Annotated in this window: 24 protein-coding genes and 1 riboswitch; of the genes, 17 read left to right on the forward strand and 7 right to left on the reverse strand. The window is 42.7% G+C overall.

Annotation, left to right across the window (positions count from 1 at the left end; genetic code table 11):
- Positions 1 to 73: 73 nt before the first annotated feature.
- Together L4C54_RS23635 and rsmD are read right to left on the reverse strand one after the other, a co-directional pair.
- Entirely contained in the window at positions 74 to 379 is a 306-nt protein-coding gene (locus L4C54_RS23635; protein WP_428810041.1) for a DUF1145 domain-containing protein, read from the reverse strand.
- A 26-nt stretch (positions 380 to 405) separates the two neighbouring features.
- Entirely contained in the window at positions 406 to 1,005 is a 600-nt protein-coding gene (gene rsmD, locus L4C54_RS23640) for a 16S rRNA (guanine(966)-N(2))-methyltransferase RsmD (protein ID WP_428803969.1), read from the reverse strand.
- A 202-nt stretch (positions 1,006 to 1,207) separates the two neighbouring features.
- On the opposite strand from rsmD, the gene ftsY reads away from it, so the two are divergent.
- From ftsY to glpG, 6 genes are all read left to right on the forward strand, one after another.
- Positions 1,208 to 2,440, forward strand: a complete 1,233-nt coding sequence (gene ftsY / locus L4C54_RS23645; protein WP_428810042.1) for a signal recognition particle-docking protein FtsY — start codon at positions 1,208 to 1,210, stop codon at positions 2,438 to 2,440.
- 46 nt (positions 2,441 to 2,486) lie between these two features.
- Positions 2,487 to 3,161 (forward strand): cell division ATP-binding protein FtsE, encoded by a 675-nt coding sequence (gene ftsE / locus L4C54_RS23650; RefSeq protein WP_428810043.1) that lies wholly within the window; start codon positions 2,487 to 2,489, stop codon positions 3,159 to 3,161.
- Positions 3,151 to 4,119, forward strand: coding sequence for a permease-like cell division protein FtsX (gene ftsX / locus L4C54_RS23655; protein ID WP_428810057.1), 969 nt, complete (start codon positions 3,151 to 3,153; stop codon positions 4,117 to 4,119). Before ftsE ends, ftsX begins: the two co-directional genes overlap by 11 nt.
- A gap of 285 nt (positions 4,120 to 4,404) precedes the next feature.
- Entirely contained in the window at positions 4,405 to 5,262 is an 858-nt protein-coding gene (rpoH, locus tag L4C54_RS23660) for an RNA polymerase sigma factor RpoH (RefSeq protein WP_428803966.1), read from the forward strand.
- A gap of 410 nt (positions 5,263 to 5,672) precedes the next feature.
- Positions 5,673 to 5,996 carry a thiosulfate sulfurtransferase GlpE gene (gene glpE / locus L4C54_RS23665; protein WP_428810044.1) on the forward strand — a complete coding sequence of 108 codons (324 nt, stop codon included), beginning with the start codon at positions 5,673 to 5,675 and terminating at the stop codon, positions 5,994 to 5,996.
- Between the two features lie 88 nt (positions 5,997 to 6,084).
- Positions 6,085 to 6,918 carry a rhomboid family intramembrane serine protease GlpG gene (gene glpG / locus L4C54_RS23670; RefSeq protein ID WP_428810045.1) on the forward strand — a complete coding sequence of 278 codons (834 nt, stop codon included), beginning with the start codon at positions 6,085 to 6,087 and terminating at the stop codon, positions 6,916 to 6,918.
- Positions 6,919 to 7,004: 86 nt separating this feature from the next.
- Here glpG and L4C54_RS23675 read toward each other — a convergent pair whose 3' ends face one another.
- A complete protein-coding gene (locus L4C54_RS23675) occupies positions 7,005 to 7,412 on the reverse strand; it encodes a flagellar basal body-associated protein FliL (RefSeq protein WP_428803963.1) in 408 nt (135 codons plus the stop codon).
- Between the two features lie 163 nt (positions 7,413 to 7,575).
- Here L4C54_RS23675 and L4C54_RS23680 point away from each other — a divergent pair, with 163 nt between their 5' ends.
- Together L4C54_RS23680 and ubiA are read left to right on the forward strand one after the other, a co-directional pair.
- A complete protein-coding gene (locus tag L4C54_RS23680; RefSeq protein ID WP_428810046.1) occupies positions 7,576 to 8,118 on the forward strand; it encodes a chorismate lyase in 543 nt (180 codons plus the stop codon).
- Positions 8,115 to 9,008 carry a 4-hydroxybenzoate octaprenyltransferase gene (gene ubiA / locus L4C54_RS23685; protein ID WP_428810047.1) on the forward strand — a complete coding sequence of 298 codons (894 nt, stop codon included), beginning with the start codon at positions 8,115 to 8,117 and terminating at the stop codon, positions 9,006 to 9,008. The genes L4C54_RS23680 and ubiA overlap by 4 nt, the downstream gene beginning before the upstream one ends.
- Positions 9,009 to 9,123: 115 nt before the next feature.
- Here the strand turns inward: ubiA and plsB are convergent, their stop codons facing one another.
- Entirely contained in the window at positions 9,124 to 11,550 is a 2,427-nt protein-coding gene (plsB, locus tag L4C54_RS23690; RefSeq protein WP_428810048.1) for a glycerol-3-phosphate 1-O-acyltransferase PlsB, read from the reverse strand.
- A gap of 210 nt (positions 11,551 to 11,760) precedes the next feature.
- Between plsB and L4C54_RS23695 the strand changes: the two genes are divergently transcribed.
- The 4 genes from L4C54_RS23695 to dinF all read left to right on the forward strand — a co-directional run bounded on the left by L4C54_RS23695 (position 11,761) and on the right by dinF (position 15,191).
- Positions 11,761 to 12,123 carry a diacylglycerol kinase gene (locus tag L4C54_RS23695; protein WP_428803959.1) on the forward strand — a complete coding sequence of 121 codons (363 nt, stop codon included), beginning with the start codon at positions 11,761 to 11,763 and terminating at the stop codon, positions 12,121 to 12,123.
- A 109-nt stretch (positions 12,124 to 12,232) separates the two neighbouring features.
- Positions 12,233 to 12,850: a transcriptional repressor LexA gene (lexA, locus tag L4C54_RS23700; RefSeq protein ID WP_428803958.1), complete on the forward strand. Its 618-nt coding sequence runs from the start codon at positions 12,233 to 12,235 to the stop codon at positions 12,848 to 12,850.
- Between the two features lie 106 nt (positions 12,851 to 12,956).
- Positions 12,957 to 13,775 (forward strand): class I SAM-dependent methyltransferase, encoded by an 819-nt coding sequence (locus L4C54_RS23705; protein ID WP_428810049.1) that lies wholly within the window; start codon positions 12,957 to 12,959, stop codon positions 13,773 to 13,775.
- 36 nt (positions 13,776 to 13,811) lie between these two features.
- Entirely contained in the window at positions 13,812 to 15,191 is a 1,380-nt protein-coding gene (gene dinF, locus L4C54_RS23710; protein ID WP_428810050.1) for an MATE family efflux transporter DinF, read from the forward strand.
- Positions 15,192 to 15,227: 36 nt separating this feature from the next.
- Here dinF and sthA read toward each other — a convergent pair whose 3' ends face one another.
- Positions 15,228 to 16,628, reverse strand: coding sequence for a Si-specific NAD(P)(+) transhydrogenase (gene sthA / locus L4C54_RS23715; RefSeq protein ID WP_428803955.1), 1,401 nt, complete (start codon positions 16,626 to 16,628; stop codon positions 15,228 to 15,230).
- A gap of 261 nt (positions 16,629 to 16,889) precedes the next feature.
- On the opposite strand from sthA, the gene fabR reads away from it, so the two are divergent.
- On the forward strand, positions 16,890 to 17,531 hold the full coding sequence (gene fabR, locus L4C54_RS23720; RefSeq protein WP_428803954.1) for an HTH-type transcriptional repressor FabR: 642 nt from the start codon (positions 16,890 to 16,892) through the stop codon (positions 17,529 to 17,531).
- A 17-nt stretch (positions 17,532 to 17,548) separates the two neighbouring features.
- Positions 17,549 to 17,974 (forward strand): YijD family membrane protein, encoded by a 426-nt coding sequence (locus tag L4C54_RS23725; protein ID WP_428810058.1) that lies wholly within the window; start codon positions 17,549 to 17,551, stop codon positions 17,972 to 17,974.
- 92 nt (positions 17,975 to 18,066) lie between these two features.
- On the opposite strand, the gene trmA is transcribed toward L4C54_RS23725, so the two are convergent.
- Complete coding sequence (gene trmA / locus L4C54_RS23730) at positions 18,067 to 19,176, reverse strand: tRNA (uridine(54)-C5)-methyltransferase TrmA (protein ID WP_428810051.1); 1,110 nt, start codon at positions 19,174 to 19,176, stop codon at positions 18,067 to 18,069.
- 155 nt (positions 19,177 to 19,331) lie between these two features.
- A riboswitch (cobalamin riboswitch) is annotated at positions 19,332 to 19,533 on the forward strand.
- Between the two features lie 55 nt (positions 19,534 to 19,588).
- Between trmA and L4C54_RS23735 the strand changes: the two genes are divergently transcribed.
- The 3 genes from L4C54_RS23735 to murI are packed head-to-tail and all read left to right on the forward strand — an operon-like array spanning position 19,589 to position 23,021.
- Positions 19,589 to 21,448, forward strand: a complete 1,860-nt coding sequence (locus L4C54_RS23735; RefSeq protein ID WP_428810052.1) for a TonB-dependent receptor domain-containing protein — start codon at positions 19,589 to 19,591, stop codon at positions 21,446 to 21,448.
- 52 nt (positions 21,449 to 21,500) lie between these two features.
- Complete coding sequence (locus tag L4C54_RS23740) at positions 21,501 to 22,187, forward strand: Dph6-related ATP pyrophosphatase (RefSeq protein WP_428810053.1); 687 nt, start codon at positions 21,501 to 21,503, stop codon at positions 22,185 to 22,187.
- A 33-nt stretch (positions 22,188 to 22,220) separates the two neighbouring features.
- A complete protein-coding gene (gene murI, locus L4C54_RS23745; RefSeq protein ID WP_428810054.1) occupies positions 22,221 to 23,021 on the forward strand; it encodes a glutamate racemase in 801 nt (266 codons plus the stop codon).
- On the opposite strand, the gene L4C54_RS23750 is transcribed toward murI, so the two are convergent.
- Positions 22,984 to 23,436: an RNA recognition motif domain-containing protein gene (locus L4C54_RS23750; protein ID WP_428803948.1), complete on the reverse strand. Its 453-nt coding sequence runs from the start codon at positions 23,434 to 23,436 to the stop codon at positions 22,984 to 22,986. The two genes, murI and L4C54_RS23750, sit on opposite strands and share 38 nt — an antisense overlap.
- Positions 23,437 to 23,999: the final 563 nt, after the last annotated feature.

Below are 23,999 nucleotides of genomic sequence, written 5' to 3' on the forward strand. Positions count from 1 at the left end.
ACGTTTTACAACCTATAAAAAAGCCGCTCACTGAGCGGCTTTTTTGTGCTAGAAACATTATTAACAAGCAGAGCTACTCTTTAGACTCTTTCTGCTGTGTTACTACTTCAGGCAGCAAACGTTTATTACGAATATCGATAACAGCGCAGACGCCAAAAACAAGAATAGAGAGCCTATCTCCCCAAGTCATTTTCAACTGTTTTGAAAAGGCCGCTGAAAAAATCACAGTTTGCAGTAGGTGAGTAAACAGTAAGAACCCCATAATGATATACAGCACCAAATCGAGCGGGTAATGGAATGGCGTGATGAGATTATAAATCAGCACCAACCAAACGATCGACGTGACTGCCTTTGCGATAATTATTCCCACATTCATCATAGTCTCCTTGTGATCATGACTTAAGGTTACAGCTCTTTTCTAGTAAACAGACGATAGCTCAGTTGCCCAGTCGTCTTCTCTCGGTAGGTATGCCAGTGAGGCGGTATGCCTTCAAGCGTCAGCTCTTTTTCGGTCTCAACATAAATTAATGCATCGTCACTGAGCCAGTTGTTCTGCTCTAGCAAGACAATAGCTTCAGCAAGAAGCCCTTTTCTAAAAGGCGGATCGATAAAGACAATATCAAACGGTGTACCTGCCTGTTTTAAGTAAACCAAGCTGTCGCTATTCACGATATTGATATTCTCAGCTTTGACGGCTTCTGCATTGGTTTTTAACTGCCTGTAGGCTTGGCTGTTAAGCTCAATAAGAGTGACTGATTCAGCTTGGCGAGAAGCAGCTTCAAAACCCAAGCCTCCCGAGCCGGCAAAGAGATCCAAACATTTAGCGTGGGGCACATCTTGTGCCAACCAGTTAAAGAGGGTTTCTTTGACTCTGTCCGTCGTCGGTCTTAGCCCTTCTAAATCGTGAACAGGCAGTTTTCTACCTCTCCACAGGCCGCTGATAATACGAACAAAGCCAGTGGAAGGCTTTTTTTGTGATGTGTTTTGCTGGCGACGTCTTACCATGGATTTTTTGACCGCTAATTAAGTGTTACTATACACCGCTACCTTAAATGTATCGGTAGGGTGTAAATCTGAATTTAATAATGACAGAGTGTACCAATCTAATTGAAGGTTTTTCACTGCTTTGTCATTTTCTTTTCTATAGAAGAGATAATTCTATAAGAAAAGTGTTGTTGTTAGTTTAGTAAATCTAGGATATCTCCAGATGACGGAAAAAAAGAAACGCGGCTTACTCTCTTGGCTTGGCTTTGGTGATGAAGAGCAAACCAAAGAATCACCAAAATTAGACTCAGCAGAGCAACAAGACGAGCCTGAGTTATTACAAGACTCATCAGTTGATGAACAGTCAGCGTTAAAAGAACAGTCAGCCGAAGAAGCGTTGGTGGAATCACCTGAATCTTCCGCTATTGAGGAACAACCGGTTGAAGAACCTGTTGAGATAAGCAGTGACGTGGATGACTCTGTTCTATCAGAAGCAGAAGCAGAAGTCAGAGTTGAAGAACAAGAGAAACCAACCGAAAGTTTCTTTACTCGTTTAAAACGCAGCTTAAGTCGAACTAAAGCCAATATTGGTGCTGGCTTCTTCGGCCTATTTAAAGGCAAGCAGATTGATGATGATCTGTTTGAAGAGCTAGAAGAGCAACTTTTGATTGCTGATGTGGGCATGACCACGACGGTTAAAATCATTGAAAGCTTAACGGACAAAGCCTCGCGCCAAGATTTAAAAGATGGTGAGGCGCTGTACGGACTACTCAAAGAAGAGATGTCTGAGATTTTATCGACAGTGGATAAACCTTTACTCGTTGATACAACAAAAACACCTTACGTTATCTTGATGGTGGGTGTGAACGGTGTCGGTAAAACGACAACAATTGGTAAACTGGCAAAACAGTTCCAGAGCGATGGTAAGAAAGTGATGCTCGCAGCAGGTGATACATTCCGTGCTGCGGCCGTTGAGCAACTTCAAGTTTGGGGCGAACGTAATAATGTCCCTGTGATCGCTCAACATACAGGCGCTGATAGTGCCTCTGTTATCTATGACGCAATAGAAGCAGCAAAAGCGCGTGGCGTTGATGTTGTTATTGCCGATACAGCTGGTCGCTTACAAAATAAAGCTAATCTAATGGAAGAGCTGAAGAAAATTGTTCGCGTGATGAAGAAGATTGATGACTCAGCCCCTCATGAGATTATGCTGACGTTGGATGCGGGTACGGGGCAAAATGCAATTAGCCAAGCAAAACTCTTTAGTGATGTAGCCCCTGTAACGGGCATTACTCTCACTAAGTTAGATGGCACTGCAAAAGGTGGTGTTATATTTGCTATTGCGGACCAGTTTCAGATCCCGATTCGTTACATAGGCGTTGGAGAAGGGATTGACGATCTTCGTCCATTTAAAACAGAAGAGTTTGTTGAAGCGCTGTTTAGTCGAGAAGAATAGCCGTCGTTTAATCGTAATGGACTGTAGATTGTAAGAGGAAGCGTAGGTGATTAGTTTTCAGCAAGTAAGTAAAGCGTATCGTGGTGGTCGTCAGGCGCTACAAAAAGTGGATTTTCACCTGAAGAGGGGCGAAATGGCCTTTTTAGGTGGTCACTCTGGTGCGGGTAAAAGTACCTTGCTGAAGCTTATCTGCGCGATGGAGCGACCAACCGATGGTAAAGTTGCTTTCAATGGCCATGACATCACCCGTATCCCTAATAAAGACATCCCTTTTTTACGTCGTAATATAGGGATTGTTTTTCAAGACCACCGACTATTAATGGACCGAAGTGTCTTTGATAATGTGGCTTTGCCTATGCGAATTGAGTCTATCTCTGAGGCTGACATTAGGCGCCGAGTCAGTGCTGCACTAGATAAGACGGACCTACTTGATAAAGCACGCTGTCTACCTAGTCAGCTTTCAGGTGGTGAGCAGCAACGAGTCGGCATTGCTCGCGCAGTGGTTAATCGACCTACGTTACTGCTGGCTGATGAGCCAACAGGTAACCTTGACCCTGAACTTTCTAGTCGTGTCTTAAAGTTGTTTGAAGAGTTTAATCGAGCGGGTGTGACGATCATACTGGCTACCCACGACATCGGCTTGGTAAATACTCGTCCTCAATATCGCCACTTAGAGTTAAATCAAGGTTTTTTAAGTGAGGTTTCAGATTATGGGCGGTAATGTTCGTAACAAAAAATCGGCGAAAAAACGCCCTCAAAGTCCTTTTAAAACGGTAGGCTTCTTTCGATCTCATATCAATCAAGCGAAGAGTTCATTTTCTTCTTTGTGGATTAGGCCTCTCGGAAATATTCTCACTTTAGCGGTTATTTCGATGGCACTGGCGATGCCTGCTTGCTTGTATCTGTTGGGTAAGAACATGGCCGCTGTTGCTGACAATGTGGTGAGCCCCTCTCAAGTGAGCGCCTATATTGTTGAGCAGACACCAGAAGCAAGAATTATGGTGTTAAAGGATGAAATAGAAAGCCGATCTGAAGTAGCGCATGTCGAATACATTTCGTCACAGCAAGGGTTAGATGACCTTAGCCAGTACTCTGGTTTTGAACAAGCTATCAGTCTGCTTGATGACTATGCATTACCGAGTGTACTTGTGATAACGCCAAGTGCCGACGATAAACAGTTGATTGAAGCGATCGTTGATGGCCTGAAAGAGAACAAAGAGATAACTGATATTCGCCTAGATGAAGATTGGCTGACTCGCTTAGACGCTATTCAAGCGCTCATTACCGTGATAGTTGTGACACTCTCTATATTGATGCTGACCTCGGTTTTTCTTATTGTAGGTAATACCTTACGTTTTAATGTTCTTGCTAATAAAGAGGAGATTCAAACCATGAAGCTTATCGGTGCTACCGATGGTTTTATCTTGCGTCCTTATGTGTACTCCGGAATGTGGTTTGGTTTATTAGGCGCTCTTTCTGCGTGGATACTAACTGCGCTGATTACAATACTGCTTAACGGCACCGTAAAAGATTTAGCAATGCTTTACGATAGCCACTTTAGATTGATAGGACTAAGCTGGGATGAGTCGCTACTGCTTGTAATGCTAGGTTTACTACTTGGTTGTGCGGCAGCAAAAGTATCGGCCAAACGTCATCTAAAAGAAATTGAACCAGTTTAATTTGGTAATGTCGTAATTTAATCGATAAGTAAAGAAACTCGTGTAATAGTGATGTACTTATAATGATAGCGACGTACTTATAAATAACGCTTAACGTGTTTAAGTAGCGCCTAGAGCCAATTAGCTTCGAAACTTGAACATAAACTTTAGCGTGAACCCTATTTTGACTTGTAACAGTTATAGGTTTGTGCATAATAATTGACCCCTGCTTGAAACCTGTTCATATTGAGTTCAAGTGAAATGGGGTAAACCTATAATCCAGATCAGAGATTGATGAGGAATTGAATGGCAACTAAATCGTATTCAATGGCAGTAGTATCGCAAGATAGCCTAGATAGCTATATTCGTTCAGCACATAGCTACCCAATGCTAAAGCCGGAAGAAGAGCGTGAACTCGCAGAAAGATTACATTACAAAGGTGAACTAGAGGCTGCTAAAGGTCTTATTTTGTCACACCTTCGATTCGTCGTTCATGTCGCTCGTGGTTATTCAGGTTACGGCTTACCAATGGCTGACCTTGTTCAAGAAGGTAACATTGGCCTGATGAAAGCGGTGAAACGCTTTAACCCTGAAGTGGGTGTTCGCTTGGTTTCTTTTGCGGTGCATTGGATTAAAGCGGAAATTCACGAATACGTATTACGTAACTGGCGTATCGTTAAAATTGCAACAACCAAAGCGCAACGTAAATTGTTTTTCAATCTACGTAAATCGAAAAAGCGTTTGGGTTGGTTTAATAACGGCGAAGTCGAAACGGTTGCTCGCGAACTGGGTGTTGAACCTTCAGAAGTTCGTGAAATGGAATCTCGCTTAGCGGCGCAAGATTCTACGTTTGAAATGCCAAACGATGATGACGAAAGTGGTCACTCGTATACAGCTCCTGTGCTTTATTTAGAGGATCAGGCGTCTGATCTTGCTGATAATGTGGAAGCATCGAATTGGGAAACTCATACCAATAATCGACTTAGCCACGCTTTAGCAACACTTGATGATCGCAGCCAACACATTGTTCGCTCGCGCTGGCTAGACGATAACAAAACGACATTGCAAGAGCTTGCTGAAGTCTATGGCGTTTCTGCTGAGCGTATTCGTCAGCTAGAAAAGAACGCGATGAAGAAACTAAAAGCCGCAGTCGGTGAGTTTTAACACGTAGAAGGCCTGCGACAGGTTAGCTTTAGAATTATAGAAAGCCGAGATCATTTGATCTCGGCTTTTTTGTTTTTGTGATCTAATAACAATCAGTTATTTACAAGCTTGCCTGTGGGTAACTCTGTGCAAAGTTTATTGAGCACCTGTCAGAAAGCGGGGTAAATAAAGGCTTCATGGGTAATATTCCTATGGGGATACTTTTCCATTTACTCACAAATAAATAAAGATCAACACTATATATAGTAGATCAAAGGATCCAAAACCACGTTATCAACGCAATCCACAGACTTATGCACAATCGAGTACTTGCTCAGAGCTGGTGGATAACCCTATTGCTTGTTGGTACTTATCAAGCTTGGGATAGGTTACAATCACACTTCAAAAGTTAGAGATACATAGGTGTAAAATTGGACCAATTTCAAACCATCAATATTGAACAAACGCAGACATTATTACAAAAGCCAGAAGCGATTTTGGCTGATACTCGAGATAGCCAATCATTTGCTCAAGGGCATGTAGAAGAAGCCTTCCCGTTAAACAATGACACCATTGTTGAGTTTATGAATGAAGTGGAGTTTGAACAGCCTATTCTTGTTATGTGCTATCACGGAATTAGCAGCCAGAACGTGGCTCAATATTTGATTAATCAAGGGTATAGTGAAGTGTACAGTGTTGATGGTGGCATAGAAGCGTGGCGAAGAGCAGGATTACCTCTAACCGTATCAAAATAGAGCAACGGCATCAGAATAGAGCGAATACTTGTAATTCAACCCATCAGCGGCGATATTAATTGGCTTGGTACAAATAAGTAGATAACAAATGATTCGATTACTAACCGTGAGTAACCCTAGAGCCGCACAAGCTTTTATTGATTACATGGCTTCTAGAAAGATAGAAGTACGTATGATGCCAGAAGGCGAAGGGCAGTTTGCACTGTGGTTGTTAGATGGTCAGCATCAAATCGAAGTTGAAGCGGAACTTGAACACTTTCTGAGTAATCCAACAGATAATAAGTATCAAGCAGCATCATGGGCGATGGCGGAATCACGAACCAACGTTTTTTCTTATCATATGCCTAGCTTTATCGACATGATTAAAGCGAAAGCGGGGCCTGTTACTTTATTCGGCATGGTATTGTGCATTGTTGTCTTTGCATTGCTACAGCTTGGCTTTAGAAATAATGTATTTTCACTACTTCACTTTCCTGCAGACCCTAGTCAACAGATTCAGATCTGGCGCTGGTTTACCCATGCGATCCTCCACTTTTCAGCAATGCATATCGTCTTTAATATACTGTGGTGGTGGCAGCTCGGTGGTGATATAGAAAAACGCCTTGGTTCGTTAAAGCTATTACAGATTTTTGCCATATCGGCAGCGTTATCTGGTGCTGGGCAGTATTGGGTTGAAGGGGCTAATTTTGGTGGTTTATCAGGGGTAGTATACGCTTTGGTGGGCTACCTATGGATGATGGGTGTTAAGGCGCCTCACTTAGGGTTAAACATGCCAAAACCGTTGATTGGCTTTATGTTAGTTTGGTTAGTATTAGGGTTTGTTCAGCCTTACATGGCGATTGCCAACACCGCGCATTTAGTAGGTTTGATTTCAGGTGTAGGGCTTGGGCTTCTCGATGCGAGTAAGAAGAAGCTCGCTTAATCGGAAATTACATTGATTTGAAGAGTTGATAGGCTTACTTCAAAAGAGTAAGCCTAATTGATAGAGTCGATATAGGTTTCTTAAGTCTACTGATATAGATATTTAGTGAATAGTAGATCTGCGATGATCGTTCGACCTGTTTCTGGCAGAAGTGTTTCATTAAGTTGATCAACCAAAATTTTACGTAGATCTTCTCTTCCTGAAAGAGATTTTATAGTATCTTCTGATTGCTGACCAAGTAGCTCTATCACTGCGTCTCTAATGAGTGGTTGATGCTGTTCAACAATTGGTAAATCCGCGGCGCTTGCCACCATAATATCGATGCGAACCTGAATGTAGCCCAGCTTTTTTCCCTTGGTATAAAAGTTCGTGGTGAGATCCGGTTCTAAAGTGAAGTAGGCAAGTTGAGGTACCGCTTCTTCTTCCGCGTAACTTGGCAGCGAAAAGAGTAGACTAAAAATAGCAATTGTTTGGACTAGGTAACGTTTAAGCATATAAATGACTTTTCTTTTTTATAATGATGATACTCGTATCTATAGAGTCTTGTTACAATGGAGTATCTGTTTGTAATGAAATGCGGTTTGCATCCCTCGGTTGGTTTTGACCAATCTTTGCAGCTTTATTCTACGATGTTAAAGCTAATAATTGAATACTAGTATGAATCTATCAACTTCGCTCTATCTATCTGCTTTGCTTCAAGTAAATTGGCAAGATCCTTCCGATTTTGACTTTCCGTCTCAACAATCCAGAAACTGGTTGTTAGAACTTGGGTCTTTGTCGCGCTTACTCGAACGCCACTGCCAAGCATTAACGGTAGACCTATTACATAATCGCATTGTGAAAGCAGAGCGACTTAACGAGCAAGAAATATCCCTTTTATCTCCAGAGCAGTGCTTATTACGTAAAGTCGTATTGAAAGGCGATGGAATTCCGTGGGTGTTGGGGCGTACATTAATCCCGAGTTCTTCGATTGCTGATCAGCAGCATGACTTAACAGAGCAGGGTGAGATCCCTTTAGGTTTAACAGTGTTTAGCACTAATGATGTAAAGCGAGATGCGCTTCAAGTGGGTTGGGCAGAGACAGAGCAAGGACGTTTTTTAGCGAGACGTTCTCGACTGTGGATGAATAATAAGCCGATGTTAGTTGCAGAACTGTTTTTACCAGCATCACCCATTTACGTTAAAGAGTGTCAATCATGAGTAGTGTCGATGCTAAGGAAAAGCATGAAGTGAGCGTAAAAGAGAAAGTAAAAGCTTACTGGCTACTCATGCGAATGAATCGCCCGATTGGTTCATTACTGTTGTTATGGCCGACGTTATGGGCGTTAATTGTGGCGGCGGAAGGACTTCCTAAGTGGGATGTTGTTGTCGTCTTTACCCTTGGGGTGCTATTGATGCGCTCAGCAGGCTGTGTGATTAATGATTTTGCGGATCGTCACGTTGATGGTCACGTGAAGCGAACCAAGGACCGACCATTGCCGTCAGGTATGGTTTCAAGTAAAGAAGCCATTGGGCTGTTTGTTTTGCTGGCCGTTGTTTCGTTTCTTCTGGTATTAACCATGAACCCTCTAACGATTAAGCTCTCCTTTGCAGGTATCGTTCTTGCGTTTATTTACCCGTTTATGAAACGTTATACTCACCTTCCTCAATTATTCTTAGCGCTGGCTTTTAGTTGGGCTATCCCTATGGCGTGGGCAGCACAAACCAATGAGTTGCCACTCATGGTTTGGTATTTGTTTGTGATCAATGCTGTTTGGACCATTGCTTATGATACCCAATATGCGATGGTTGATCGTGATGATGATGTTCAAATCGGCATTAAATCAACAGCTATTCTCTTTGGCCGATTTGATAAAATGATCATCGGTGCACTGCAGCTAGTAATGCTAATTATGTTGATGTTACTGGGTGATTACTACCTGCTAGGAACCACATTCTATTGGGGATTATTGGTTGTTGGGGCTTTATTTGTCTTTCAGCAACACTTGATTCGTCACCGTGAACGCATGTCATGCTTTACAGCATTTCTAAATAATAACTACGTAGGTATGGTTATAACCATCGGCTTACTACTGGGTTTTCTAATTTAGCGAATTGCTTCTCTCGCTATATCCATTTTATAAAAAAGGCATCCAATAGGATGCCTTTTTTATTTTTGTAGTGAACTATCGTTAAGCTAGCCATCGTTAGGTTGCAGCTGAATGGCTATTGATTCGCTTGGTGGATGCTCTCTTGAATGGTTAGACGAACTTCAGGGTAGAGCATTGAGTAGAGCAGTTGAGCCAGTTCTTGGCTTCGCTCTTGGTCGCACTCACCATTTTGATCAAGGTATGCTTGCTGTTTAAGCGTGTTAAACATGCTAGAAAATACACCTTTATCAAAAAACTCAGGTGCGTTGATACCGTGTAGTCGACCAAGCCTTTGAGCGATATCTTGGCTTCGTTTCTCTAAATCAGATTTTCCTAACTCAGGATTATCAGAGAGTAGATTTAGCGCGATCGCGTAGCGTTGTAGGGTTTCAGTAATCGTTCTACCTAGCAGCATCAATACCTGAGTATTGGCTTGGTTGATGGCAACGTTATCGCCATCAATACAGACATGACCTTGGTTTGAAAGCTCTTCAATGTAAGCGCTGACTACGTCTGCTAGCGCTTCTTCCTCAATACTTAAAAACAGCTCTTGCTTAAGGAAAGGATAAATCTTTGCAACTCGGCTTTGAATAGTCGCGATAGGTAACTGCTGGCTACGAATCAGCATTTGTGCAATCAGCGATGGAATTGCCAGTAAGTGAATAATGTTATTACGGTAATAAGTCATTAATACCGATTGATGACGGTCGAGTGAAACAATGCTGCCCATCGCATCACTATCGATAACAAATTTATCCAGAGACTCTGCATGACGAACAAGCTCATCTGCACTTTCCGACGGCATCGTAAACGTTAACGAATACGGTACATTCTTCAAAAGCGATAAATAGCTGTCGATTTGATTAACCAAGCTATCGCGAGAGAGTGCTCGTTGGCGTGATGCCAAAAGTGCCGTCGCGCACAGTGTGAGTGCGTTAGCTGCCGCTGCATCGTTGATGTTGGTCATCATCTTATTGGCGAGCTTGTTCACCACTGGGTTCATCCACTGAGGCTTGTTTCCACCCATTGGATCGATGTCTTGTGTCCACTCTGGAGCGTGTTCGTTTAGGTACTGGTTCAAAGGGATTGGCTCACCAAAGTTTACGTAGCCTTTACCAAAGTTGCGTAGCTTACGAATAGTACGAAGAACCTGGCCTGCGTTTTCTTTCTCTTTGTCTTTTCCACGAAGTTCTTTGGCGTAAGTGCTCACTTCCATTACGTGTTCATAACCAATGTAAACAGGCACTAACGTTACTGGGCGGTTTAAACCACGCAGCATCGCTTGAATCGTCATGGCCAGCATTCCGGTTTTAGCTTGCAGTAGGCGACCTGTGCGAGATCGTCCGCCTTCACTAAAGTACTCGACTGAGTAACCTTTACTAAATAACTCAGCAAGATATTCACGAAATACCGTCGAATAAAGCTTATTACCTTTAAAACTACGGCGAATAAAGAAAGCCCCACCACGTCTAAAGATAGGACCGGCAGGGAAGAAGTTTAGGTTGATGCCAGCTGCAATGTGAGGCGGGACCATACCTTCATTGTAGAGAACGTAAGAGAGAAGCAAGTAATCCATGTGACTACGATGACAGGGGACATAAACAATCTCATGCCCATCTTGTGCCAAGCGTCTGATGGTAGCAGCATTTGAAATATTCAAACCTTGATAGATACGGTTCCATAACCAACCTAGCGTACGCTGACCCACTTTAATAAGTGAGTAGGAGAAGTTAGCTGCGACTTCTTCCATGATCGCGTGGGCTTCTTTACGGGCTTTTTCGATCGGAATGTTTTTAGCTTTTGCTTCTTCCTCAATCGCTTTTTCTATCGCTTGAGAATCAAGTAGACGTTGAAACAGCGCCTGACGATTAGGGAGGTCTGGGCCAGAGGCTGCCAGTTTTTGACGAGAGAAGTGAATGCGGGCAACACGAGCAAGTTTATGTGCGATGGATTCATCGGTACCGTGTGCATCAGCCATATAACGTAGTGACACTACAGGGCTGAAACGAACCATACAGTCACGGCCAGAAAATATTACAGCAGCGGCTTTTTGAGGGCCATTAAGCGCTTGAAGATAAGGTTTGGTCTGCTCTTCTTTACCAGGCTTACGCCCCCAAAGTACTGTTGTTGGGATGATCTGAACATCAAGGTTGCTATCGAACTGGTGAAGTTCTAGCAGTGATGAAAAGAGAGAGATCGAAGTATTGGGTACATCTTGATTACGTTGAACAAGGGTTGGTCTTGTTGATGTAAACACATAGCGAGGAAACGACTGGCCATTGATAACGACGGGGCTTAAAGGATCAGGAAGACCGAGTTCCAGAACGTGCTTTTGCAGTGTTAGCAGGTCAACACTTGATCGGAATGGCAGTGCATACACAATAGGCTTGTCAGCATCAATATTATGATCTTCAATAGGGTTTGAAGGAATTGCCTTACCTTTAACTAAGAGTGATAAAGGTAATTTTAGCAATGATCGTGCTAGGGATTGTCCTGAAGACATATAGATTCACAGCCTCGTGTGTTTCAAATAAGCATAAGCGAATTTCTAATTATTTGTCATTTTAACGATAAGTAGAGAGTCGCCTAGGCAGGTCATTTAAAAGAGCGGCAAGGATACCAGAAACTGGTCTAACCTTTTAATCATAATGTGGATGATTTGGTCAGATTCGTGCGAATTTTATATGAATGTTTATCTTATAAGGGAAAGGACGTGCCAGATAAAGCTGTACATGGATTCAAACGGATTAGAAATGCGTTAGTGTATTCATCTAAAGGGCTCAAAGCGGCGTTTAAAAATGAAGCTGCATTTAGGGAAGAGCTACTACTCGCCATCATCTTTATCTCTAGCTCCTTTTATTTTGAAGTGACAGATGTTGAGAGGGTACTTTTAGTAACTTCAGTTCTGCTCGTGCTGGTGGTCGAACTAATTAACAGTGCAATCGAAGCTGTTGTGGATAGAGTAGGTGAGGAGCATCATGAGCTTTCTGGGCGTGCGAAAGACATGGGCTCTGCGGCAGTATTAATTACGATTCTTCTAGCGGTGTACGTGTGGATAGAGATCATAATTATTTGACCGAACTTATCGATGAAAGTCGAAAGATTGAAAAAACAACCAATTATCTTTTCATTTTATAACTTACTGGATATACTCACAGTTAACTGTATAAAAAGACAGGTTACTTATGAAGCCATTGACTGCACGCCAGCAACAAGTATTTGATCTCATCAAAAGTAAAATTGATGATTATGGAATGCCACCGACTCGAGCTGAGATTGCTCGTGAATTGGGGTTCCGATCTGCGAATGCCGCAGAAGAACATCTAAAAGCGCTTGCACGCAAGCAAGCGATCGAAATTATTCCAGGCGCTTCGCGTGGTATCCGCATTCTATTAGAAGCGGCTAACGAAGAAGAAGGCTTACCGCTGATCGGTCAAGTCGCTGCGGGTGAACCAATTCTTGCTCAAGAGCATGTAGAAACTCACTATAAAGTGGATGCCAGCATGTTTAAGCCTCAGGCTGACTTCTTGCTTCGTGTGAATGGCGAAAGTATGAAAGACATCGGCATTATGGATGGCGATCTGTTAGCTGTTCATAAAACACAGGATGTTCGTGATGGCCAAGTTGTCGTTGCTCGCGTTGATGATGATGTGACAGTTAAACGTTTAGAGCGTAAAGGCTCAACGGTTTTGCTTCATGCTGAGAATACAGAATTTTCTCCAATCGAAGTTGACCTTACTGCGCAAAGCCTTGCTATAGAAGGTATTGCTGTTGGTATCATTCGAAATACCGATTGGATGTAACTTTCTTAATTGAGAAATAGCAGCCTATTTTGATCGGCGATGTTCTCAATAGCTTGTAAGTTTAAATGATATTCATTATCATCTTCTTTCTGGATTCATAAGGAAGATGATAATGCCTCTGCCGACCCCTTCTTCAAAACGACGTTATCAAATCCCCGCTGATTTGCTACAACCTTTATGGCTGAGAAGCCGTGAGAGTTTAGTGGATGATGGTCTTGTTTATGATCCTATCGCTGCAAACGCTTGTCGTTATTGCCAAGTTGCCCCTGAATGCCTGTCAGGAGATGTCGATCAGAAGCAGCTTTTGCATGCCACTCTTACCCAGCTTTGTGATTTACAAGTAAAAACGTTTATTGAACGTTATCCAGATGCTTGGATCATTAATGTAGGGGCAGGGTTAGACACTCGTTTTTACCGTGTCGATAATGGGCTTTGTCATTGGATCGAGTTAGATGTGACCGAGAATCTGTTATGGCGACAAAAACTATTCCATAAGAGCGAACGCTATTTGCATCAATGTGGCAGTGTTGATGATCTTCAGTGGCTCGATCAATTGCCTGTTCCAAACCATGCCAATGTCATGATCGTATGTGAGCACGCGCTGCTCGATGGATCTCAACAACAAGTCGCCAGTTTTGTACAAGCGCTCGGTCGTCATTTTGATGGGGCGACAGCGTGTTTGGTCATCGCCGGAGATAAAACCTCGACTCAAATGGGGAAAAAGATGGGGTCTGGGGAGTACGCACACGGCTACTCTCATCCAGGTGAGTCCATTTTGAATTATTTACCCTGGGCACAATGGGTAAAAACATTCTCACCATTAGAAAAAAACTGTGGTCGCTGGAAGTTTTGGCAGCGATGGCTAACTAAGTTCCCCTCTTTAAAACAAAGACTAACACCAGTAGTAGTTCAGCTTCGTTGGTGATCCGGTTACACTTCACTCTCTAAAAGTGAGGTGACTGTGATTTCTCAACCAATTCAATTCTTCAATTATCTGTTTCGAACGCTAAGCAATCTCTCGCTGCATAAGAGGGTACTATTGCTCGCCATTCCAATGGTGCTTTCCAATATTACGGTTCCTTTGCTTGGGTTAGTGGATGCTGCGGTAATCGGTCACTTGGATCACGCATGGTATTTGGGTGGGGTTGCGCTTGGCGGCACGATGATCAGTGTGACGTTTTGGTTACTCGGCTTTTTGCGTATGTCGACCACAGGGCTAACCGCTCAATCCTATGGCGCAGATGATAAGCAGCAACTGGCGCTAGTGTTCATTCAAGGCTTATTAATGGCCTTTGGCTTTGCCGTTGTTTTTCTATTATTTCACGGTGTGCTGTCTGATGTAATTTTTTCACTGAGTAGCGCAAGTGAAGAGGTGAAATTTTACGGTGAACAGTACTTTGCAATTCGAGCTTGGAGTGCACCTGCTTCATTAGCTAACTTTGTCATCTTAGGTTGGTTGTTGGGCACACAAAACGCCAAAGCGCCTATGTGGATGGTGATCATTTCTAACGTGACCAACATTGCTCTCGATGTTCTGTTTGTGATGGGGTTTGATTGGAAAGTCGAAGGGGCAGCTCTAGCCTCGGTTATCGCAGATTATATGGGCTTCGCATTTGGGCTATGGTGTGTTTATCGAACGTGGTGTGAACGTAAGCTGCCTTCTCCTCGCTCTATAATTGCCCAAAGTGGCAACGATATTGGTCGGTTCGTTAAGCTAAACCGTGATATTTTTCTACGCTCGCTCTGTTTACAAGCAACCTTTAGCTTTATGACATTCCAAGGGGCAAGCTTTGGTGACGATGTTATCGCTGCTAATGCGGTATTAATGAGCTTTTTGATGATCATTTCTTACGGTATGGATGGTTTTGCCTATGCGATGGAAGCCATGGTCGGTAAAGCGATAGGCGCGAAAGATAGAAAAGAGTTAAGTCAGTCTTTGATTGGAACGTTTTTTTGGAGTCTGATCATCTGTGTTGCTTTAACCGTCTCATTTTATATTTTCGGATCGAGCCTGATCAGTTTGATCACCGATATTCCAAGCGTACAAGAGAATGCTTATATTTATCTTCCGTGGTTAATTGCGATGCCACTTACGGCAATGTGGTGTTTCTTGTTTGATGGCATATTCATCGGTGCGACAAAAGGTAAAGAGATGCGAAACAGTATGTTTGTTGCGACAAGCTTTTTCTTTGCGATGTTCTATCTAACCAGTTCGATGGGTAATCATGCTTTATGGTTAGCGATGTTGAGCTTCATGGCGATGCGAGGGATCGGCTTAGCGGTTTTATTAATCGTGCAGTGGCGAAATGGAACATTCTTAGAGCAAAAAACCGCAGGTTAATGCCTGCGGTTTTGTTGGTTTAGATTTTATACGTAATTAGAACAGGCGGTTTAACCCATTCAGCGCTGCTACGCGATAGGCTTCCGCCATGGTTGGATAGTTAAACGTTGTATTAACGAAATACTCAATGGTGTTTGCCGAGCCTTTCTGCTCCATGATCGCTTGACCGATATGGATGATTTCAGCCGCACGCTCGCCAAAACAGTGAATGCCTAAAATCTCTTTAGTTTCTCTGTGGAAGAGTATCTTCAAGCTGCCGATATCTTTGCCAGCGATTTGTGCTCTAGCTAAATGCTTAAACGATGCTCGGCCCACTTCATAAGGCACTTTCGCAGCGGTCAACTCTTGCTCTGTCTTACCCACAGAGCTGATTTCCGGAATGGTGTATATACCAGTCGGAATATCTTCAATCAAATATCCAGAAGCCTGCCCATGAGTGATTGCTTGTGCAACGAATCGGCCTTGGTCGTACGCAGCACTTGCGAGGCTAGGGTAGCCAATCACATCACCCACCGCGTATACATGCTCGATACTGGTTTGGTAATTGCTGTTCACGGAGACTTGCCCACGAGAGTCTGCGGCGAGACCGACCGCGTCAAGGTTAAGCTTGTCAGTGTTACCTGTTCGGCCATTGGCATACAGTATGCAATCGGCACGCATTTTCTTACCAGATTCAAGATGAACTATAACGCCATCTTCATTTGCTTCTATCTTCTCGAAGGTTTCATCATTTCTGATCACCACACCACTATTCCAGAAGTGATAAGAGAGCGCATCAGACGTTTCGTTATCTAGAAATGAAAGGAGTCTATCTCGCGTGTTGATAAGGTCTGTTTTAACGCCAAGCCCGCGGAATATAGAGGCGTATTCACAGCCAATAACACCTGCACCATAGATAATGATATGGCGAGGGTCGTGCTCTAAGCTTAGGATCGAATCACTGTCGTAAATACGTTGGTGGGTAAAGTCGACATCAGCAGGTTGGTATGGGCGAGATCCCGTCGCAATAACAAATTTATCAGCGGTGTATTTTTCAATCGTCCCATCAGGCTGAGTGACATCGATAGAGTGATCACCAGAAAACTGAGCTGTACCAAAAATAAGCGTACATTCATTTCTATCGTAGAAGCCTTGACGAAGTCGAGTCTGTTTATCAATAACAGATTTCGCGTGGCCTAGAATGTTAGAAAACGTGGAGTGAATACTGCTGTTATTGTGACAAAAAAGAGGGTTGCTATTAAATTCGATAATACGGCTAACGGCATGACGAAGCGCTTTTGAGGGAATGGTTCCCCAGTGGGTACAACCGCCACCGACGCTGCTCTCTTTTTCTATGATAGCGACATTGAGCCCCGCTTTGGTTAAACCCATAGCTGCCCCTTCACCTCCTGGGCCACTACCGATAACAATTACGTCAAAGTGGTTACTCTCAGTCATAGATATTTCCTTGTTATAATTTTTTACATTGCTGTAGCGAGATTTTAACGCATATTGCAGATAGGTAAATGAATTCAACACGAGAGAGTCGAAGTGATCACGGAGACTGAGGTAAAATGAGTGAGAGGAAAGTGATCTCTGACTTATTTATTACCGTTGCCTTATGAGCTACGTAGGAATAAAGCAAAACATAAGGTTTATGAACATCATCGCTTCGCGTTATAGTATGGTTGTTAAAATAATGAGCAAAGTAGTCCAGTCATGAAATCTATGGGTATTCGCGCACAACAAAAAGAGAAGACTCGTCGCTCATTAATTGATGCAGCATTTAGTCAGCTTAGCGCAAACAGAAGTTTTTCTAATTTGAGTTTAAGGGAAGTGGCTCGTGAAGCGGGGATTGCCCCGACCTCTTTTTATCGTCACTTTAAAGATATGGATGAGCTAGGCTTAACCATGGTGGATGAAGGTGGATTATTACTGCGCCAGTTGATGCGTCAGGCTCGCCAGCGTATTGCAACAGAGGGGAGTGTAATTCGTACCTCAGTTGAAACGTTTATGGAATTCATTGAAAGCAGCCCGAACGTCTTTCGCCTATTACTTAGAGAGCGCTCAGGGACATCATTTGATTTTCGTACCGCCGTTGCGCGCGAGATACAACACTTTGCGGCAGAGCTAACCGAATATTTAACCATTACGGGAATGAGCCGTGATGAGGCACTTACTCAGGCAGAAGCTTCTGTAACTCTCGTATTTAGTTCGGGTGCAGAAGCTTTAGATTTATCCAAACGTGAGCGAGATGAATTAGCTGAACGTTTGATTATGCAGTTACGAATGATCGCTAAAGGTGCTTTTTGGTACCGTAAAGAGCGAGAAAGACATCGAAATAGAGGTAGGGCAGATTAATGTCGAATACAGAAAACGTGTCGAACACAGAAAATAAAGTAGACCAAGGCTTTGAGGCTGAAAATAACGCTCAAGTTGATCATGATTCTAATATAGATAAAGGCTCTGAGCGTAAAACACTGCTGCTCGCTTTGATTGCAGGAATGTGTGGCGATTCACTGTTGTCTTGGATGACAATCAGTGATGTTAGTTTTTCCATATTCCCAATTATTGCCTTAGTGCTATCAGTACAAGCTCTATATCAAGAATATCTACGTAGTCCTGTATCAGAAGATATTCCATTAGTCGGCTTAGCGTGCTTTTTCGTTGGTGGTTTTGGCCACTCAGCCTTTATTAAAGCTCAGTATCCTGATGCGGGTTCAAACCTGATTGCTATAGTGGTTGTGATGCTACTGATGCTGTGGATAGGTAAGAAGCTTGGTTTTATTGGTAAAGATTCGTAGCTCTAAAAAGCGAGTACCGAATTATAGAAATAAAAAACGAGCCAAATGGCTCGTTTTTTTGTTTTCATAGCGCTATAAATATGACGCTGGCTCTAAGCTTTGCGTTCAAGTAAAACGCCTGCTTCCATATGGTGGGTATATGGGAACTGATCAAACAGAGCGAATCGAGTCACATTATGAGTCTCGGAGAGAATGTCAAGGTTATCTTTTAGCGTTTCTGGGTTACATGAGATGTAAAGAATACGCTCGTACCCTTGAACCATTTTACAGGTATCAATATCCATTCCCGAGCGCGGCGGATCAACAAAGATAGTATTGCAGTTGTAGCTAGTAAGATCGACATTCGCCTGCTTCAAGCGGCGGAACTCACGCTTACCTTGCATTGCTTCGGTAAAGTCTTCCGCTGACATACGGATGATTTGGACATTGTCGATGTTATTCGCTGCAATATTATATTGAGCGGAAACCACTGAAGGCATCGCAAGTTCAGTAGCGAGTACACGTTCGAAGTTTTTTGCCAGCGCAAGAGAGAAGTTGCCGTTACCACAGTAGAGCTCTAGAAGATCACCTTGGCTCTCTTGAGTGCAGTCAGTCGCCCATTCAAGCATTTTCTCTGCAACTTTCCCATTTGGCTGTGTAAAGCTGTTTTCTACTTGTTGGTAGATATAGCTATTGCCATCTACGTCTAATTTCTCAATAACATAGTCACGGTCTAGGACTATTTTCATCTTACGAGCGCGGCCAATAAGATTGAGGTTAAATCCTTCGTCATTTAAACGTTGCTTTAGAACTTTTGCTTGTTCAGTCCATTCATCATCAAGTTGGCGATGATAAAGCAGTGAAACCAGTATTTCGCCGCTCAGTGTTGAAAGGAAATCAACTTGAAATAGCTTATGGCGTAGTGTGTTGTTCTCTTTCATTGCATCAATAAGTAGAGGCATCAGATCATTGATGAGTCGGCTAGCTGCAGGGAATTGATCAACGCGGTATTTCTCTTTCGTCTCTTGATTGAACATCACGTAGTACATGTCTTCGCCTTCGTGCCATACGCGGAACTCTGCTCGCATACGGTAGTGTTGCTCAGGAGATTCAAATACTTCTAACTCAGGCACGTTATAGTGAGAAAACATTTGGGTTAGACGTTCCGTCTTTTCTGCCAATTGTTGTTGATAGTGCTCAGGGTTTACATCAAGAGTCGCCATGGTTTTGCCTTTATCGCTAGTGCATTCTAAGAAAGAGCGCAGATTTTATTCAATCCTAGCCACTTGTCCAGTGATGAATGAAACTAGTGCTATTTTCTAGTCATTAAAACTATAGCTTATAGCGATGTTTACCTAGACAAAGTTGAGCGAGACGAATAACATCCTCGACTAACTGGTGCCACTCTAGAAGTATAGATGGCTGAATAGGGAATCTGGTGAGAATCCAGAACTGACGCGCAGCGGTAAAAGAGAACGAATACTCAAATGACACTGTACTAGATTGTATGGGAAGTCGAGTACTAGGCGGTGTAAACCAAGCTCTTAAGTCCGAAGACCTGCCAGTAGCCGAGAACAACATTAGATACTGATATCAATGCTCGGAAGGATTTCGCGATTTAGGACAAATAAGACAATGAACAAATCTATTCTAGCGATCGCTGTAGCATCGCTAACTACGCACGCCTCTATTTCTTACGCTGAGCAACAGGTTGATGAGACCATGGTTGTTACGGCTAACCGCTTTGAGCAGACTCAGCAGTCAGTACTTGCTTCGACTAGTGTTATTACACGAGATGATATCGAAGTGAGCCAAGCTACGACTGCCTTGGATTTACTAAAAACCCTACCGGGAGTTACGATTAACTCTCAAGGAAGTAAAGGTAACATCACCGGTATTTATATACGAGGAACGTCGAGTAAGCATGCACTAGTTATTGTCAATGGTATTCGAATTAACTCACCTACAGCCGGTGAAGCATCCATCGGCCTTATACCTGCCTTTGCGATTGAAAAAATAGAGGTCATTCGTGGTCCTCGCGCTGCGGTATACGGCTCTGATGCAATGGGTGGCGTTATTAGTATTTCTACTGTATCTGAGGCTGATAGTAAGCACCAACTGTTGCTAGGTTACGGAGATCAAGGTCAAGATCAGCAAGGTTGGAAATCAAGTGGCCAGCTGTCAGAATCAACTAAGGGATCATTTGTATTTAATCGAGAGCAGAGCGATGGATATCGTATCTACGATGGAGCGCCGGTAGATGAGACCCATGGTTTTGATAGTCAAACCGTTTTTGGTAACTTAGAGCATCAGCTTACGGATGCATGGAGTCTGTTTTTTGCGGGTTATACGCAAAACTCTCAAGTGGAGTTTGCAAATAAATACACAATTGGAGCACCAAGTGAACAAACAGATGGTGACTTTTACAGCTTAACTGGTGGGACCCGCTACTCCCTAGGTAACTTTTCTTCTTCCCTACAAATTGGTTCTACAAAAGATCACAATGCTACCGGAGACGCTGCTGGTACGAATGCAAAGTCGACTCTTACTGGCTATAGCAACTCGGTAAGCTGGGTAAATACTTATACAGGTCTTGAGCATATCGTTTTGAACGGTGGTATTGATTACCTTAAAGAGCAAGCGTATCGCGGTGGATCGAATACCGATGATTATGATAAAACAAAAAAAGACAATAAAGCGGCATTTTTGACAGCACTTGGGGAGTTTGGTGACTTTACTGCTGAAGCTAGTGCTCGTCATGATGATGATAGTGTGTTTGGTGGATACAACACATGGAATGTTGCCGTTGGTTACTTCCTATTAGATCAATTTCAATTAGTTGCATCTTCAGGAACCGCGTTTAATGCTCCTACTTTTAATGATTTGTATTGGCCTCAAAGTGGTAACCCAGATCTAAAGCCGGAAGAGTCGAATTCTACAGAAATAGGTGTATACGGATATCATGATCTATTTGATTGGAGTTTAGTTGCTTACCGTTCAGAGTTTAAAAACCTAATCGAGTGGGCACCAACTGGTTCTGGTGCATTTGATCCATGGGTTCCTCAAAATGTTGCGGAAGCTGAGATGGAAGGCTTAGAATTAGGCGTTAACTTTTCTACAGGAATTGTTGAGCATAGTGTAGGAGCAGAATGGTTAAGCGCGATTGATAATCTGTCGAAAGAAGATCTTATTCGTCGACCTAAACATAAGTTTAGCTGGATCCCAACAGTGAGGTTTGACAAGGTTGATGCATCACTGACAGTGCTACATACCGGAGAGAGGTATGCTTCTAACGGAGAGTATCTATCATCTTACACTACTGTTGATTTAGGAATGGGTTATCGTGTTACGGAACAGCTAAATCTAGGCTTGAGGGTGAACAACGTTTTTGATGAAGATTACCAATCGGCGGTCTCAGCTCAGAGTTCTGGCGAAGACCTCTACTATCAAGGAGCTGAACGTAGTTTCTTTGCAACCGCAGCTTACCAATTCTAATTATTATCTAAACCGCCTTCGGGCGGTTTTTACTTTTCTATAGGTCTGAATAATGAAAAAGAACGTAGTGATAAGCTGGTCGAGTGGAAAAGACTCGACACTAACCCTAATACGGCTACTTGAAGATCCTAACTTTAATGTAGTGGGCTTATATACCACCTATGTAAAAGATGAAGTTCCATTCCAAGCCACTCCGCTAGAAGTTGTCCAAATGCAGGCTGACCTTGTTAGGCTTCCCCTAATAACTATTGAACTTCCAGAAGTCTTTCCGAGTAACGCTATTTATCAGGAAACAGTAATAGATGGGCTCAAGAGTTCAACGTTGCCGATTGATGCCATAGCGTTTGGGGATATGTTTTGTAATGGCATTGTTGATTATCGAAAAAGTTATATTGAGCCAGCAGGGTGGGAGTGTGTGTTTCCACTATTAGGGGAGCCTTCGGAGACGTTAGCTGCGGAAATTCTTAGACGAGGAATTATTACATCCCTCATTACCATTGATGGTGATCGCCTCGATAGAGAGTACTGCGGTAGAGAATACAGTCACTACTTGCTTAAAGAGCTTCCCGAAAACATCGATCCATGCGGTGAAAATGGCGAGTTTCATACTTTAGTGACACAAGCACCGTGCTTTGAAGGGAAAATAGAGCTAAAACTACTGTATGTCGATCATGATGAGCGATTCAGTTATCAAAGATATCAAGCAACCGCGTTGCCAAATCATAAAGAGAAGGTATGATTTGCGGGTACTAACTTAGGAATAATTAATAGCGTGTCTAATCAGAGCAATCCTTCAGTTCTAATCTTTGACTCCGGTGTTGGTGGGCTCTCTGTCTATCAAGAAGTTAAACTTCTTCTGCCACAAGTAAATTGTACTTACCTGTTTGATAACGAAGCTTACCCATATGGAGAGCTCTCTCAAGAAGTATTGATTCATCGAGTAGACATGCTTATTTCCAATTATCTGGCTGAGAATCCTATCGACGCTGTGGTGATTGCCTGCAATACCGCAAGTACTATTGTTCTTCCCACATTACGTAAAAAGCACACTATCCCTGTCATTGGTGTCGTCCCAGCAATAAAGCCAGCATCAACGATTGCCAATAAAGCGGTTGGCCTAATAGCCACGCCGGCAACTATAACTCGCGAATATACGAAAGATCTTGTACGAAGCTTCTCAAGTGATACACACGTTGAAATGCTTGGTTCAACTCAGTTGGTTGAAATGGCTGAAGCAAAATTAAGGGGAAGGGAGGTATGTATCGAAGTATTAGCACAAATACTAAAGCCTCTTATTGGCAATATTGACGTTGCCGTACTTGGATGCACACATTTTCCTTTGATCAAAGAAGAGATAGCGCAGGTATTAGGTAATAAAGTGACTTTGATTGATTCGGGTGTAGCGATAGCTAGGCGAGTGCAGTCATTACTGAAGTTAGAACCTGGAAATGTTTATAAAGAAAGGCAGGCTATTTGGAGTAGTGCGCGTCCATCAGATGAAAGCGCACTTAATTATGTATTGAAAGAGCTAGGTTTTAGTCCTGTTCAATGTCTTCGTTTTCCGGGTGTTTAGGATCGTTCGCTACTCTTACCTTTAGAGTACGCTGCATATAGTCTTGGTCGTTAAGAGCTTTGATTGTTGATTTAACATCATTAGCTGCGATGACTACAAAACCAAAGCCTCTTCTTTTACCTGTGCGCTTGTCTTTCATAAGGCGCACGGCAAAAACCTCACCATGTTTAGAAAAAAGTTCCCTTACGTGTGCTTCATTTGCTTTATAAGGTAGGTTACCTACATAAAGAGTTTGTGTTGAAGGAGAAGAAGTTTCAGAAGTTTCCGTGTCAGTGTTAGAAGGTTTTAGAATAATGGCAGAAGCACAAACACCGATAACGAATGCGATTGCAGAAGGTATTTCTACAAAGTTGAGAACGATAGCGCCAACAACTGCGACGGCTACTACCATTGGGATCGATTTATTAGAGTTCATATTGAATACTACATTTCAATTAATAAGAGAGAGTTAGGGTCTACTGTTAACAAAATAGACACATGAATCTTACGTACATGTTTTGACTTTTACCAATATAATGATGTGACATGTCTCAAATGTTGAAATTTTATTCAATATTAGTGATGTTGGTGGCTTTTTAGGCGAACGAATTTAATTTAATAAAAAAGCCTTGTCATAAAGTTAATCCTCTCTATAATGCCGCCTCACTGACACGGAATGAGACACACATCTCATCGAGTGTTAAGTAGGAAAAAAGAGTTTGAAATTAACTCTTGACTCCAAAGTTTCAAAGCGTATTATACGCACCCCTGACAACGAACGGCAACGAACGAAAGTCAGGCGCTCTTTAACAATTTAAACCTATCAATCTGTGTGGGCACTCGTTGATGAAAATCCAAAATGTTTTTACCTTGGTAAAAACAGTTTCTTCGGAAACACTTGGGCTTCAATGAACTGAGTGACCAATACGAATAACTACTTGTAGTTATTTGGCACAGTCAATTCATTACCATTCTGTTGGAATGGTAATAGCTTTAAAG

Origin of the sequence: Vibrio lamellibrachiae (assembly GCF_050337265.1) — a bacterium.
GTDB lineage: Bacteria > Pseudomonadota > Gammaproteobacteria > Enterobacterales > Vibrionaceae > Vibrio > Vibrio kyushuensis.

Coding starts and splice junctions, on each gene's coding strand:
- ubiA (WP_428810047.1), top strand. CDS start 8,115: ATGAGTAGTGTCGATGCTAAGGAAAAGCATGAAGTGAGCGTAAAAGAG.
- fabR (WP_428803954.1), top strand. CDS start 16,890: ATGAAATCTATGGGTATTCGCGCACAACAAAAAGAGAAGACTCGTCGC.
- ftsY (WP_428810042.1), top strand. CDS start 1,208: ATGACGGAAAAAAAGAAACGCGGCTTACTCTCTTGGCTTGGCTTTGGT.
- L4C54_RS23635 (WP_428810041.1), bottom strand. CDS start 379: ATGATGAATGTGGGAATAATTATCGCAAAGGCAGTCACGTCGATCGTT.
- plsB (WP_428810048.1), bottom strand. CDS start 11,550: ATGTCTTCAGGACAATCCCTAGCACGATCATTGCTAAAATTACCTTTA.
- glpG (WP_428810045.1), top strand. CDS start 6,085: ATGATTCGATTACTAACCGTGAGTAACCCTAGAGCCGCACAAGCTTTT.
- ftsX (WP_428810057.1), top strand. CDS start 3,151: ATGGGCGGTAATGTTCGTAACAAAAAATCGGCGAAAAAACGCCCTCAA.
- L4C54_RS23740 (WP_428810053.1), top strand. CDS start 21,501: ATGAAAAAGAACGTAGTGATAAGCTGGTCGAGTGGAAAAGACTCGACA.
- trmA (WP_428810051.1), bottom strand. CDS start 19,176: ATGGCGACTCTTGATGTAAACCCTGAGCACTATCAACAACAATTGGCA.
- rsmD (WP_428803969.1), bottom strand. CDS start 1,005: ATGGTAAGACGTCGCCAGCAAAACACATCACAAAAAAAGCCTTCCACT.
- L4C54_RS23675 (WP_428803963.1), bottom strand. CDS start 7,412: ATGCTTAAACGTTACCTAGTCCAAACAATTGCTATTTTTAGTCTACTC.
- rpoH (WP_428803966.1), top strand. CDS start 4,405: ATGGCAACTAAATCGTATTCAATGGCAGTAGTATCGCAAGATAGCCTA.
- L4C54_RS23735 (WP_428810052.1), top strand. CDS start 19,589: ATGAACAAATCTATTCTAGCGATCGCTGTAGCATCGCTAACTACGCAC.
- L4C54_RS23680 (WP_428810046.1), top strand. CDS start 7,576: ATGAATCTATCAACTTCGCTCTATCTATCTGCTTTGCTTCAAGTAAAT.
- L4C54_RS23750 (WP_428803948.1), bottom strand. CDS start 23,436: ATGAACTCTAATAAATCGATCCCAATGGTAGTAGCCGTCGCAGTTGTT.
- sthA (WP_428803955.1), bottom strand. CDS start 16,628: ATGACTGAGAGTAACCACTTTGACGTAATTGTTATCGGTAGTGGCCCA.
- lexA (WP_428803958.1), top strand. CDS start 12,233: ATGAAGCCATTGACTGCACGCCAGCAACAAGTATTTGATCTCATCAAA.
- L4C54_RS23705 (WP_428810049.1), top strand. CDS start 12,957: ATGATAATGCCTCTGCCGACCCCTTCTTCAAAACGACGTTATCAAATC.